The sequence below is a fragment of the Actinokineospora spheciospongiae genome, assembly GCF_000564855.1.
Lineage (GTDB): Bacteria > Actinomycetota > Actinomycetes > Mycobacteriales > Pseudonocardiaceae > Actinokineospora > Actinokineospora spheciospongiae.
Map to the genome: position 1 here is coordinate 1 of NZ_AYXG01000240.1, position 12,843 is coordinate 12,843.

Annotated in this window: 13 protein-coding genes and 1 CRISPR repeat array; of the genes, 9 read left to right on the forward strand and 4 right to left on the reverse strand. The window is 73.3% G+C overall.

Going from position 1 to position 12,843, the window contains the following annotated elements; genetic code table 11:
• Together UO65_RS30380 and UO65_RS30385 are read left to right on the forward strand one after the other, a co-directional pair.
• Positions 1-745, forward strand: a 745-nt coding sequence (locus UO65_RS30380) for an MFS transporter (RefSeq protein ID WP_152552358.1), incomplete at its 5' end; no start/stop codon positions are given.
• Entirely contained in the window at positions 742-1,719 is a 978-nt protein-coding gene (locus tag UO65_RS30385; protein ID WP_035289593.1) for a TolB family protein, read from the forward strand. The genes UO65_RS30380 and UO65_RS30385, both read left to right, overlap by 4 nt.
• A gap of 66 nt (positions 1,720-1,785) precedes the next feature.
• Positions 1,786-2,361: a CRISPR direct-repeat array (repeat unit 28 nt; unit sequence CTCCTCCCCGCGCAGGCGGGGCTGTTCC).
• Between the two features lie 62 nt (positions 2,362-2,423).
• Here the strand turns inward: UO65_RS30385 and UO65_RS38780 are convergent.
• A complete protein-coding gene (locus UO65_RS38780; protein ID WP_200873508.1) occupies positions 2,424-3,149 on the reverse strand; it encodes a polysaccharide deacetylase family protein in 726 nt (241 codons plus the stop codon).
• Positions 3,150-3,241: 92 nt separating this feature from the next.
• Here UO65_RS38780 and UO65_RS30395 point away from each other — a divergent pair, with 92 nt between their 5' ends.
• The 4 genes from UO65_RS30395 (at position 3,242) to UO65_RS30410 (ending at position 7,818) form a co-directional block, all read left to right on the forward strand.
• Positions 3,242-4,201, forward strand: a complete 960-nt coding sequence (locus UO65_RS30395) for a glycosyltransferase family 2 protein (RefSeq protein WP_052022022.1) — start codon at positions 3,242-3,244, stop codon at positions 4,199-4,201.
• Positions 4,198-5,049 (forward strand): glycosyltransferase, encoded by an 852-nt coding sequence (locus tag UO65_RS30400; RefSeq protein ID WP_052022023.1) that lies wholly within the window; start codon positions 4,198-4,200, stop codon positions 5,047-5,049. Before UO65_RS30395 ends, UO65_RS30400 begins: the two co-directional genes overlap by 4 nt.
• 62 nt (positions 5,050-5,111) lie before the next feature.
• A complete protein-coding gene (locus UO65_RS30405; protein WP_035289596.1) occupies positions 5,112-6,482 on the forward strand; it encodes a glycosyltransferase family 4 protein in 1,371 nt (456 codons plus the stop codon).
• Between the two features lie 19 nt (positions 6,483-6,501).
• Positions 6,502-7,818, forward strand: a complete 1,317-nt coding sequence (locus UO65_RS30410) for a UDP-glucose dehydrogenase family protein (protein WP_035289704.1) — start codon at positions 6,502-6,504, stop codon at positions 7,816-7,818.
• An 82-nt stretch (positions 7,819-7,900) separates the two neighbouring features.
• Here the strand turns inward: UO65_RS30410 and UO65_RS30415 are convergent, their stop codons facing one another.
• Positions 7,901-8,668: a hypothetical protein gene (locus UO65_RS30415; protein WP_035289599.1), complete on the reverse strand. Its 768-nt coding sequence runs from the start codon at positions 8,666-8,668 to the stop codon at positions 7,901-7,903.
• A gap of 65 nt (positions 8,669-8,733) precedes the next feature.
• On the opposite strand from UO65_RS30415, the gene UO65_RS30420 reads away from it, so the two are divergent.
• Together UO65_RS30420 and UO65_RS30425 are read left to right on the forward strand one after the other, a co-directional pair.
• Positions 8,734-8,943, forward strand: a complete 210-nt coding sequence (locus tag UO65_RS30420) for a helix-turn-helix domain-containing protein (protein WP_035289604.1) — start codon at positions 8,734-8,736, stop codon at positions 8,941-8,943.
• 2 nt (positions 8,944-8,945) lie between these two features.
• A complete protein-coding gene (locus UO65_RS30425) occupies positions 8,946-9,485 on the forward strand; it encodes a Clp protease N-terminal domain-containing protein (protein WP_035289606.1) in 540 nt (179 codons plus the stop codon).
• 1 nt (position 9,486) lies between these two features.
• Here UO65_RS30425 and UO65_RS30430 read toward each other — a convergent pair whose 3' ends face one another.
• Both UO65_RS30430 and yczE read right to left on the reverse strand, forming a co-directional pair.
• The gene (locus tag UO65_RS30430; RefSeq protein ID WP_035289608.1) at positions 9,487-10,578 is read right to left on the reverse strand and encodes a calcium:cation antiporter; all 1,092 of its coding nucleotides are present in this window, start codon (positions 10,576-10,578) and stop codon (positions 9,487-9,489) included.
• Between the two features lie 22 nt (positions 10,579-10,600).
• Positions 10,601-11,230, reverse strand: coding sequence for a membrane protein YczE (yczE, locus tag UO65_RS30435; RefSeq protein ID WP_110079687.1), 630 nt, complete (start codon positions 11,228-11,230; stop codon positions 10,601-10,603).
• A 61-nt stretch (positions 11,231-11,291) separates the two neighbouring features.
• On the opposite strand from yczE, the gene yczR reads away from it, so the two are divergent.
• Positions 11,292-12,731, forward strand: a complete 1,440-nt coding sequence (yczR, locus tag UO65_RS30440; RefSeq protein ID WP_411431388.1) for a MocR-like transcription factor YczR — start codon at positions 11,292-11,294, stop codon at positions 12,729-12,731.
• The last annotated feature ends 112 nt before the right edge of the window (positions 12,732-12,843 follow it).

A 12,843-nucleotide genomic window follows, 5' to 3' on the forward strand; every position in this document is an offset into this window, starting at 1 on the left:
GCCCCGCCCCGCCGCCCAATCCGCCCCGCCCCGCGCCACCGCGCAAGCTGCCCCGTCCAGCTCCGCCCAAGCCGCCGCGTCCCGCCGCGCCGTCAAGCGCCCCGCGATCCGCCTCCGCTCGGCCTTCGGCCTGCTGCGCGACCGCCGCTTCCTGCGCGTCGCCGCAGCGGCCACCGTGCTGGGCCTGGCCACCATCAGCGACGCGTTCGTGTACGTGGTGGCGCAGAAGACCCTGGACGTGCCGGTCACGGTGCTGCCGCTGCTGCCGCTGGGCACGGCCCTGGTCTTCCTGCTCGGCGCGTACCCGATGGGGCGCATCGCCGACCGGGTCGGCCGGTGGCCGGTGTTCGTCGCCGGGCACGTGCTGCTGCTGGGCGTGTACGCGGCACTGCTGCTGCCGTGGGGCGGCTACGGCGTGCTGATCGCCGCCCTCGCCGTCCACGGCCTGTTCTACGCGGCGACGGACGGGGTGCTGATGGCCTACGCCGGGGCGGTCGTCCCCGAGCACCTGCGCGCGGGCGGCATGGCGGTCGTGCAGACCGGCCAAGCGCTGGCCAGGCTCCTGTCGTCGGTCGGCTTCGGCATCCTGTTGTCCGTGGTCACCATGCCCACCGCCACGATGATCGCGGCGGCCCTGCTGGTGGCGGCCCTGGTCGCGGCGGTCCTCCTGGTCGGCCGCTCCGGCGAAGACCAGACCACCATCAACACCCCCGACGCCGAGAAGAAGAACGAGGTCCAGCCATGACGAACAGGCGCCGCGCCCTGCTGGCAGTGGCGGCCATAGTCCTGGTCGTCCTGGGCGGCGGCACCTACCTGGCGGTCAAGTTCGCCGGAACCACCCCCGGCGGAACCCCCGCCTCCGCAGCCCCCACCGGCGGCCTCCTCTTCGTCGACATGTCGAGCGGCCTGCACCAGGTCAACCAACTGACAAAGGTCGAAGACCCGGCAGCGGGCCGCAGCCCCACCGACCTCCGCTGCGAACGCGTCTACCGCTCAACGGGCCGCACCGTCTGCCTCCGCCTGGCGGGCATCGGCCCCTCCTACGAGGCAGCGGTCCTCGACGCCACCGGCAAGGTCACCCACACCACCCTCCTAGCCGGAATCCCCAGCCGAGCCCGCATCTCCCACACCGGCGAGGTCGTGAGCTGGACCACCTTCGTCACTGGAGACTCCTACTCGGTCCCCGGCGGCTTCTCCACCCGCACCGGCGTGATGGACCTCCGCACCGGCGAGGTCATCGACTCCCTGGAAACCTTCACCGCCACCCTGGAGGGCAAGGAAGTCACCGCCGCCGACCGAAACTACTGGGGTGTCACAGTCGCCGACGACAACCGCACCTTCTACGCGACGTTGGCCACCGCAGGCCGCACCTGGCTCGTCAAGGGCGACCTCCAAACCCGCACCGCCCACGACGTCATCCAGAACGCCGAATGCCCCTCCCTCTCCCCAGACGGCACCCGAGTCGCCTTCAAGAAACGCCAAGGCCGCCTGGGCGCCTGGGTCCTCAACGTCCTCGACCTGGCCACCGGCAAAACCATCGAAATCCCAGCCACCCAAGGCCTGGACGACCAACCCACCTGGCTCGACAACAACAACATCGCCTACGGCGCAGCCCTCCGAAACGCCAAGGTCCCCTCCATCTACGAAGTCCCCGCCGACGGCAGCAAGCCCCCAACCCTCCTCATCCAGGACGCCCAATCCCCCTCCCCCATCACCTGACCCGGAGGCCCGCCGAAAGTGAATGAAAACCGCCACCAAGCCCAATAAAACCGCAGGTCAACAAGCCTCCTCCCCGCGCAGGCGGGGCTGTTCCGTCGGACTGCACGTTCGCAATCACCGGGGACGCCTCCTCCCCGCGCAGGCGGGGCTGTTCCCGCCTGCCGCTGGGTGTCGGTGCTGGTCGCGGTCTCCTCCCCGCGCAGGCGGGGCTGTTCCCACGCGGTGAAAGCCGTTTACTCATCGTTCCTCCTCCTCCCCGCGCAGGCGGGGCTGTTCCGGGCGGCAGCGGCAAGACCACCTTTGCCGGGCACTCCTCCCCGCGCAGGCGGGGCTGTTCCCGAAGAACTCAGGCACCAGGACGGGCGAACCGCCTCCTCCCCGCGCAGGCGGGGCTGTTCCCAGCCGGTAGAGCAGGTTGCCCTCCCCGTCGCCCTCCTCCCCGCGCAGGCGGGGCTGTTCCCAGCGGCGGTGATCACCCTGGCCCGCCGACCGCCTCCTCCCCGCGCAGGCGGGGCTGTTCCGGTTGACCCGGACACCCGGGTAGCGGGACTCGTCTCCTCCCCGCGCAGGCGGGGCTGTTCCTCCGCCTCCCACCCACCCCCTGCCGCGCGCCCCGTTTCCCCGCACACGCGGGGCTGTTCCGTGCAGCAGCGGGCGCGGCCCGTGACACGCGCGATCCTCCCCGCGTCAGCGGGGCTCCCCGCCTACTTCCGGAACCACGCGCCCTTCACCGCTTTCCCCGTCCCCACCGCTTCCCCCAACGACACCGGCGCCAACCCCCGCTCCGCCAACCCACCCAGCACCGCCCGAGCCAACCCCTCCCGAGAAAACCCGGGCGCGGGCCCGTCATCCACCCCCACGTCCAACCCAGCGTGCCCGTCGTGCATCAGGATCACATCCCCCGCCGAGGCCCCCGCCAATGTCCGCTCCGCCACCTCTCCCACCGGATCGTCCTGCCAGTCGTACCCGGTCCGGTTCCACACCACCGATTCCAGCCCACACCGCCGGATCGCCGCCCACGTGGCAGGTTGCTGCGCCCCGTACGGCGGCCGGAACCACCGCACCGGTGCCCCCAACATCTGCTCCAGCCGTTCCTTGCCCTCCCGGGTCCGCCGCAGCACCTCCCCGGGCGACAGCGTCGTCAGTCGCACGTGGTCGATCCCGTGCAGTGCCACCTCGTGCCCGGCGGCCACGATCTCCGCCAGCAGCGAGGGCTCCCGCTCCGCCCGCGCCACCAGCACGAAGAACGTCGCCGTCGCCCCGGCGTCGGACAGCGCGGACAGCACGCCCGGGGTGTCCTCGGGTACCGGGCCGTCGTCGTAGGTGAGCACGACCTGGGGCGTCGGGGTGGTCACCGTGCGGATGGAGCCGACGGGGGAGGTCAGCGGGAGGATGAGGCGGCGAGCGGTCTGGCCCAGCATGGCGGACATCCTGCCAGGTGTAACGGTGTGCGAACGGCCCCCGATGCCGAACACGGAGACCGGGCCGCCGCCAGCGGGCCGGCACGACCGAGCGGACGGCTGTGGCAGGGAACAGGGGCGGCCCCGAGCTGTCGATCGTGATGGTGTCCTACAACGCCGCCGCCCACCTCGAACGGACGCTGGCCGCGTTGACCGGGCCCGCGAAGCCCGCTGCCACCCACGAGGTGGTCCTCGTCGACAACGGTTCCGCCGATGGTGCGGCCGACGTCGCCGAGCGGTTCCTGGGCGCCGTCACCCGCCTCGGCCGGAACTCCGGTTTCGGGTACGCCGTCAACCGGGGCGTCGAGCGGACCACCGGTGACCACGTCCTGCTGCTCAACCCGGACGCCGAGCCGAAGCCGGGGGCGATCGACGCGCTGCTGGCGCACCTGCGGTCCAATCCGGGGCACGGCATCGCGGGTGGGCGCTACCTGGCCGAGGACGGCACTGTCGACCCGCGCAGTTGCTTCGGCCGCATCACCCTCTGGAGCCTCACCTGCGGGGCGCTCGGGTTGTCGGTGGTGGCCCGGGGCTCGCGGGTGTTCGACCCCGAGGCGCTGGGGCACTGGGGGCGCGACAGCACCCGGCACGTCGACGTGATCAGCGGTGGGTTCCTGCTGGTGTCCCGGGAGCTGTGGGACAGGCTGGGCGGGTTCGACGAGCTGTTCCTGATCTACGGCGAGGACCAGGACCTGTGCCTGCGCGCGGCCCGGTTGGGGTTCCGCCCGTCGATGACGCCGACCGCCGAGGTGGTGCACGCGATCGGTGCTTCCTCCTCGACGAAGGCGGGGCGGGACGTGCTCGTGCTGTGTGGCCGCGCCACCGTCGTGCGGCGGCACTACACCGGCTTCGCGTGCCGCTACGGCCTGGGGGCGATGGCGTTCGGCGTGCTGCTGCGGTCGGTCGCGGAGCGGGTGCTGCGCAGGCCGGGGCGGTGGACCGAGGTGTGGCGCAGGCGCGGTGAGTGGGTGCGCGGGTGGCAACCGGGCGCGGTGCTGCCGGGGGAGCGGGTCGCGGCGTGAGCGGGGTGGTCAGCGTGGTCATCCCGGCGCACAACGAGGCCGGGGTCCTGGGGCGCACCCTGCACGCCCTGCTCTCCGGTGCCGAGCCGGGGGAGTTGGACGTGGTGGTGGTGGCCAACGCGTGCACGGACGGGACGGCCGACGTGGCGCGGGCGTTCGGGGTGCGGGTGATCGACACCGAGGTGCCGGGCAAGGTCCCGGCGCTGTTGCTGGGCGACCGGTCGTGCGCAGGCTTCCCCCGCCTCTACCTCGACGCGGACGTGGAGTTGTCCGCCGCGTCGGTGCGCGAGCTGGCCGGGTGCGTGGACGCGGGTGCGCTCGCCTGCGCCCCGGTCCCCGAGTACGACCTGACCGGTGCCTCCGCCCTGGTGACCCGCTTCCACCGGGTGCTGGAGCACCTGATGGTGGCGCGGCGCGGTCTGGCGGGCACCGGTGCCTACATGCTCGCCGAACAGGGCCACGCGCGGATCTTCCCGATGCCCCCGGTGATCGCCGACGACGGTTACGTGCACCGCTCCTTCACCGCCGCCGAGGCCGCGGTGGCCCCGGGTGCGCGGTCGCTGGTGCGCCCGCCGCGCAGCGCGGTGGCCACGGTCCGGCGCCGGGCCAGGGTGCGCCGGGGCAACGCCGAGCTGGACCGCCTGGGCCACCGGGCGACCGGGGCGCCGGTGTCCCTCGGTGAGCTGCGCGGCGCCGTGCGCGCGGGTGAGGTCGGTCTCCTCGACGCGGGGTGCTACCTGGCCGTGCTGGTGGCCGAGCGGGTGCTGTTGACCTGGCGGCGGTTGCGCGGCACGCAGGCGTCCTGGTCCGCTGACACCACCAGTCGCGCGGCCGAATCCGGCCGGTAGGTAACCCGAGCGACACCTCGGGCGATTACCGGGAGTCGGTACTTCCAGAGAATGAGGTCCCCGTGAGGCGTCAGAGGGCCCCGCACGTCCTGATCATCGTGCAGAACCTGCCCGTACCGCTCGACCGGCGGGTGTGGTTGGAGTGCCAAGCCCTCAAGGCCGCCGGGTACGAGGTGTCGGTCATCTGCCCCAAGGGCCCCGGTGACCCGGCGTACGCCGAACTCGACGGCGTGCACCTGTACAAGTACGCCCCGCCGCGGCAGGCCGAGGGCGCCCTGGGGTTCGCCTGGGAGTTCGCCTACTGCTGGGTGCGCACCGCGTGGCTGAGCCTGAAGGTGCGCCGCCGCGCCCGCTTCGACGTCATCCAGGCGTGCAACCCGCCGGACACGTACTGGGCGCTGGCGCTGCCGTGGAAGGCCGCGGGCGTCCGGTTCGTCTTCGACCACCACGACCTCAACCCGGAGGTCTACCGCTCCCGCTTCGGCGAGCCGACCGGGTTGGTCGGCAAGCTGCAACTGGCCGTGCTGGAGTGGTTGGAGCGCCGGACCTTCCGCACCGCCGACCGGGTGATCTCGACCAACACGTCCTACCAGGACATCGCCGTGCGCCGCGGCGGCGTGCCGCGCGGGCACACCACGGTCGTGCGCTCCGGCCCGGACACCACGAAGATGCGCCCCGTCCACACCGACGCCACCGCGCGGCGTGGCGGTGAACACCTGGTGGCGTACCTGGGGATCATGGGCCCGCAGGACGGTGTCGACGGCGTGCTGGAGGCGGCGGACCGGATCGTGCACGAGCACGGCCGCACCGACTTCCGCTTCGTGCTGCTGGGCTTCGGCGACTGCCTGGAGGACCTCAAGCGGCAGTCCACCGAACTCGGCCTCGACGACTACGTGGAGTTCACCGGCCGCGTCGGCCCGGAGCAGATCACCCGCTACCTGTCCGCCGCCTCGATCGGCCTGTCGCCGGACCCGCTGAGCCCGCTCAACGACGTGTCGACGATGAACAAGACCATGGAGTACATGGCCTACGCGCTGCCCGTGGTCGCCTACCGGCTCACCGAGACGGTCGTGTCCGGCGGCGACTGCGCGGTCTACGTCGAGCCCGGCGACAGCGCGGGCCTGGCCGACGCGGTCGTGGCACTGGCCGACGACCCGGCCCGCCGCGGCGAGCTGGGTGCGGCGGGCAGGCGCCGCGCCGAGCAGGTGTTGGACTGGCGCCCGCAGGCCGAGGCTTACATCTCCGTCTACGACGGCCTGACCGGGTTCGAGTCGGCCGGGCCGTTCCCGGGCGGCCCGCCCGCGACCGGGGGCGACTCGACCGACCAGTGGGGCAACCCGCTGGTGGACCTGACCGACGACGGGGCGTTGCGTGCTTTCGCCTCGGCTCGCATGATGGCGCCGGGGGCGGAGCCCGCGCCGAGCGCGAGCTGAGACCAAGGGAGTGGAATCGGTGTTCGTACGACGCATCGCCGTGGTCGGCACGGGGTACGTGGGGTTGACGACGGGGGCGTGCCTGGCCTCGCTCGGCCACGACGTGGTCTGCGCCGACGTGGACGCGGCCAAGGTCGAGCGGTTGCGGCGCGGTGAGATCGACATCCTGGAGCCGGGCCTGGCCGAGCTGGTCGCCGAGGGGATGGCCGCCGGTCGGCTGACGTTCGTGCTGGGCGCCACCTCGGCGATGCGGCACACCGCCGAGGGCCCGGAGGTCATGTTCCTCTGCGTGCCGACGCCGATGGGCGTGGGCGGGGTGGCGGACCTGAGCATCGTCGAGGCCGTGGTGGAGGAGGTGCGCGAGCTGCTGCCGCCGGGCTGCGTGGTGGTCAACAAGTCCACCGTGCCGGTCGGCACCGCCGAGCGCACCGCCGAACTCTTGGGCCGCGACGACGTGGCCGTGGTGTCCAACCCGGAGTTCCTCCGCGAGGGCAGCGCGGTCTACGACTTCCTCAACCCGGACCGCATCGTGGTCGGCGGCTCCCAGCAGGACGCCGCTGAGCGCGTCGCCGCCCTCTACGCCCGCCTGGGTGCCCCGACCGTGCTCACCGACGCCCCGTCGGCCGAGCTGGTCAAGTACGCGGCGAACTGCTTCCTGGCGATGAAGCTGTCCTACGTCAACGCCGTCGCCGAGCTGTGCGACCGCCTCGGCGCCGACATCACCGACGTCACCGAGGGCATGGGTTACGACAAGCGCATCGGCCAGGCGTTCCTGCAACCCGGCCCCGGCTGGGGCGGTTCCTGCCTGCCCAAGGACACCTCGGCGATGCTGCAACTGGCCGACGCCGCCGACTTCGAGTTCCGCCTGATCCGGGCCACCATCGACACCAACACCCGCCAGCGGCAGCGGATGGTGGAGAAGGTCCGGCTGGCGGTCACCGGCAAGCGCGGCGGTTCCCTGTCGCACAAGCGGATCGCCCTGTTCGGCCTGACGTTCAAGGCGGGCACCGACGACCTGCGCGACTCACCGGCCCTCGCGGTGGCCGCGCTGCTGCGCCAGGCGGGGGCGGACCTGGTCGGCTACGACCCGGCCCTGCGCCCGGACAACCCCCACCCGGACCTGACCGGCGTCACCGTCGTCGACGACCCGTACCTGGCGGCGAAGGACGCCGAGGCGGTGGTCGTGCTGACCGAGTGGCCGGAGTTCCGCTCGCTGGACTGGTCCCGGCTGGCTGAGTCGGTCAGCAGGCCCACGGTGATCGACACCCGCAACCTGCTGGACCCGGCCGTGGCCCGCCGCGGCGGTTTCGAGTGGATCGGCATCGGCAAGAGCTGAGCCCCACGCCCCGGCCCGGCGACCCCGCCGGGCCGGGGCCCGCCCACCGGCAGGCCGACCACCGCGAAACCGCGGGCGGGCTTCACGCGGGGTCGGTGAAGTCCAGGTACGCCAGTGCCTGGTCGTCGTGCGCCTTGCGGCGGGGCCAGCGCACACCGTCCCGATCGCCGCGCTCAGCGGCGCGAACAGCGTCCAGCAGGACCTGCGGCCCGTGCTCGCTCGCCATCACGCGCGCGGTCGCCCAGTCGAACAAGCCGTAGCGGTCAACCCCGCAGGTCACACCGTCCGTTGCGATCAACGCCGCCAGCACCCGGTCCCGCCGCCACGTCCGGTGCACCGCCTGCGCGGCGGCCGACGGCAACGCCTCGGCGACCCAGAACCCGCCGTCCCGGTTGCGCAGCCGGTCGACCGAGGCCGTGGTCGCCCGCGCCTCCCGGGGCAGGTCGGCCAGCCGGGTGTCCTCGACCACCTCGTACCCGTCGTCGGTGAACACCACCACCGGGGTGTCGGCCAGCACCAGCGCCTCGACCTCGTCGTCGGTCCAGCGCACCACGGCCACCGTGCTCGACGGGCTGTTGCCCGGGGTGTAGCCGTTGCCGCGGGCCACCGCCCGGATCGCCCCGGCCAGGTGCTTGACCAGTGGCAGCTCCGGCGCCGCGGTCAGCCGGGCCACGAGCTGCGCGCCCAGTTCGATCGCGTACGCGCCCCCGGAGGGCAGGTCGTCGCGGGTGGCGGTGGCGCCGTCGAGCACGACCACGGCGTCCGGCAGGACCATGACGACGTCCTCGGTCGGGCGTTCCCGCCCGTCGAGTCCGACCCCGGCTGCCTCGGCGACGGTGATCTGCGGCATGTGCGCATCCTGCCTCCGTCAACCTGGGTTGACATAGCCGCCCTCGTCAACATAAGTTGACGGCCATGGTGGAGGCAACACAACTGGCAGGCGCCGCGGGTGACCGCGACCCCCGCGTGGGGCTGCGCGCCGTCGCGGCGCTGCGCAAGCTCCTCGAGCAACTGGAGGCGGTCCAGGTGCGCAGCGCCCGGGCGGACGGGTGGTCGTGGCAGGAGATCGCGGCCGAGCTGGGTGTCAGCAAGCAGGCCGTGCACAAGAAACACGGGAGGAACTGACGATGTTCGAACGCTTCAGCAAAGCCGCGCGCAACGCCGTCCGCGACGGCGTCCAGATCGCCGAGCGCGACCGCGCGGCGAGGGTCGAGGCCGAGCACCTGCTGCTCGGCATCCTCGCCCAGGACCGCACCCCGGGAACCGACATCCTCGTCCGGCACGCGGTCACCACCGCGGCGGCCCGCGAGGCCATCGACGCCGCCCGCCGCCGCGGTGGTCTGTCCACAGCGGACGCCGAAGCCCTCACCGGCCTGGGCATCGACGTGGACGCGGTGGTCGCCGCCGTGGAGCACAGCCACGGCGAGGGCGCCCTGGCCGCGGCGGGCAGGCGCGGGCGCCCCTTCGGGTGGCGCGTCCCGCTGTCCGCCGAGTGCAAGCGCGTCCTGCAGCGCTGCCTGGTCGAGGTCGTCGAACGCGGCGAGAACACCATCGGCGACGAGCACCTGCTCCTGGCCATCCTCCGCACCGGCGGCACCGCCGCCGACGTCCTCACCGGCTTCGGCGTCACCTACGAGGTCGTCCGGGACTCCTTGACCAGGGCCTGACCTACGGCGTGACCGCCAGGAACACGAACGCGCTGAACAGGACCAGGTGGACGGTCCCCTGCAACAGTGTCGCCCGCCCGGTCACCAGCGTCATCATGCTCACCACCACGGTGAGCACCAGCAGCACCAGTTCCTTCGCGCCCAGCCCGAGCAGCAGCGGCCCGGTCAGGAAGATCGACGCCACCGCGATGGCCGGGATGGTCAGCCCGATGCTGGCCAGCGCCGAGCCCAGGGCCAGGTTCAGGCTCACCTGCAACCGGTCGCGCAGCGCGGCGCGCACCGCCGCCACCGTCTCCGGTGCCAGCACCAGCATGGCGATGACCACGCCGACGAACGACACCGGCGCCCCGATGGACTCGACGGCCGATTCCAGCGTCGGGGACACGGTCTTCGCCAGGCCCACCACCGCCACCAGGCACAGCAGCAGCAGGCCCAGGCTGGTGAAGGTGGTGCGGTTGGTGGGGGCGGCGGCGTGGTCGTCGTCGGAGGTGCTGCCCTTGGGCAGGAAGTAGTCGCGGTGGCGGACGGTCTGCACGAACACGAACACCCCGTAGAGGACCAGCGACGCGACGCCCGCGAAGGCCAGTTGGGCGCCGGAGAACGTGGGTCCGGGGGTGGAGGTGGTGAAGGTCGGCAGCACCAGGCTCAGCGTCACCAGGGCGACGATCACCGCGAGCGCGCCGCCCGAGGCGTGGGCGCGGAACTCCTGCTCCCGGTGCCGCAGCGAGCCGACCAGCAGCGCCAGGCCGACGATCCCGTTGCAGGTGATCATGATCGCGGCGAACACCGTGTCCCGGGCCAGGGACGCGGCCTTCTCCCCGCCCGAGGTCATCAGGGTGACGATGAGCGCCACCTCGATGACGGTCACCGCCAGGGCGAGGATCAGCGTGCCGAACGGTTCACCGACGCGGTGCGCCACGACTTCGGCGTGGTGCACCGCGGCGGTGACGGCGCCGCCGAGGCCCAGGCAGACCAGGACCAGCAGGACGGCGCCGAGGGAGCGCCCCCAGGTGACGGCCAGCACCACCGCCGCGGCGGGTGGGACGGCCAGGCTCCAGCGGGGCAGGGCGGGGGTGGTCGTCGTGTCGTTCACCCCGTCGACAGTAATGTCGGTTTTACGCCCCGGCGCGCGGTCGCCAGGAGACCAGCGGCAGGAACGCCTGGGCGAGCGGGCCGATGGCGAGCGCGTAGAGCGCGGTGCCGAGGCCGACGGTCCCGCCGAGCAGCCAGCCGGTGGCGAGCACGGTCAGCTCGATTCCCGTTCGGACCCAACGGATCGAGACCCCGGTGCGCGTGGACAACCCGGTCATCAGCCCGTCGCGCGGCCCCGGTCCGAGCCGGGCGCCGATGTAGGCGGCGGTGGCGAAACCGTTCAGCAGCACGCCACCGATGAGGAAGGCGAGCCTCGTCACCACCGCCGACGGGGTGGGCAGCAGCGCGAGCGCGGCGTCGACCGCCAGGGAGATCACCACCACGTTGGCCACCGTGCCCACGCCGGGCCGCTGCCGCAGCGGAACCCAGCACAGCAGCACGCCGACGCTGGTGATCGCGGTGACGGTGCCGAAGCTGAGCCCGGTCCGCTCGTGCAGCGCCTCGTGCAGCACGTCCCACGGCGCGAGCCCGAGCGCGGCCTCGATCTGCATGGCCATGCTGGTGCCGTAGAGCACCAGTCCGAGGAACAACTGCGGGAGCCTGCGCCCGGGGCTGACCCCGACCGCCACCGATCTCACGTCCAAAGCTGACATGACCCCATCGTGGCCGGGCATTGGCCTTCTCATCCATGGCCAATCATGCACAATTGGCCTTGTGAACGCGCCCACCGGCCGGATCTCGGCCCGCCGACTGGTCCTCCTGCTCGGCCAGTGGCGGGCCGCGGGCAGCAGGCAGGGCTCCGCCGGGCTCGCCGCGGGCATCCGCAGGCTGGTGCTGGAGGGCGAGCTGCCCCCGGGCACCACGCTGCCCGCCGAGCGCGAGCTGGCCGCGGCGCTCGGCGTCAGCCGCACCCTGGTGGCCGCCGCGTGGGAGCAGTTGCGCGCCGACGGCTTCCTGCGCAGCAGGCGCGGCTCGGGCACCTGGACGGCGCAGCCGAACACCCCGACCGCGCCCACCGCCCTGACCGAGCAGCCCCTCGACCTCGCCCGCGCCGCCCCGGCCGCGCTGCCCGACATCCTCGCGGCCTTCGACCGGGTGCGCGACCGCTTCGCCGTCGAGCTGGGCGGCCACGGCTACCACGAGGTGGGCCACCCCCTGCTGCGCGCCCGCCTCGCCGAGCGGTTCACCGCCCGCGGCCTGCCCACCGACCCCGACCAGGTCCTGGTGACCAACGGCAGCCACCACGCGCTGGCGCTGGCCCTGCGCGCCCTCACCGGCCCCGGCGACCGCGTCCTGGTCGAGCAGCCGACCTACCCCAACGCCATCGACGCCATCCGGGCCGCGCACGCCGTCCCGGTCCCGGTGCCGATGCCCGAGGCGGGCTGGGACCTCGCGGGCCTGGCGGCCACCACCCGCCAGGCCGCGCCCCGGCTGGCCTACCTCGTCGTCGACTTCCACAACCCGACCGGCCGCAGGCTCGACGCGCCGGGCCGCGAGCGGCTGGCCGCCGTCCTGCGCCGCACCCGCACCCCGACCGTCGTCGACGAGACCCTGGTGGAGCTGGACCTCGACGGCGACCCGGCGGACGGCCCGCCGCCGATGGCGGTGTTCGCGCCGAACCAGGTGATCACCGTCGGGTCGGCCAGCAAGTCGCACTGGGGCGGGCTGCGGCTGGGCTGGGTCCGCGCCCCGGCCGAGGTCGTGCACCGGCTGGTCGCCGCCCGGTACGCCTTCGACCTGGGCTCCCCGGTCTTCGAGCAACTCGTGCTGGCCGAGCTGTACGCCGACCCGGAGCCGCTGCTGGCCGCGCGCCGGGCGCAGATCCGCACCCAGCGCGGGGCCCTGGTCGACGCGCTGCGGGAGCACTGCCCGAGCTGGGGGTTCGAGGTGCCCGCGGGTGGGCAGAGCCTGTGGTGCGCGCTCCCCGCGCCGATCAGCACCCGGATCGCGGTCGAGGCCCAGCGGGTGGGGGTGCGGGTGGCGCCGGGTTCGCGGTTCGGCGTCCACGGCGGGCTGGAGCGGTGGCTGCGACTGCCCTACACGCTGGCGCCCCCGGCGCTGGTCGAAGCCGTGCGCAGGCTCGCGGTGGTGGCCGGGGAGGTCGGCGGGGAGACCGCGCCGGGAGCGGGGGCCGGACTCGTCCCGGTGGCGTGACTGGCCCTGGAGGGGGTCCAACCGCTACAAAGTAGTGCGCTGGATGGCGTAGTCGCGTGGACCTTTCGGTTGCGACTCCGCCATCCAGCGCACTCGGCCCTGGTCGTACGCC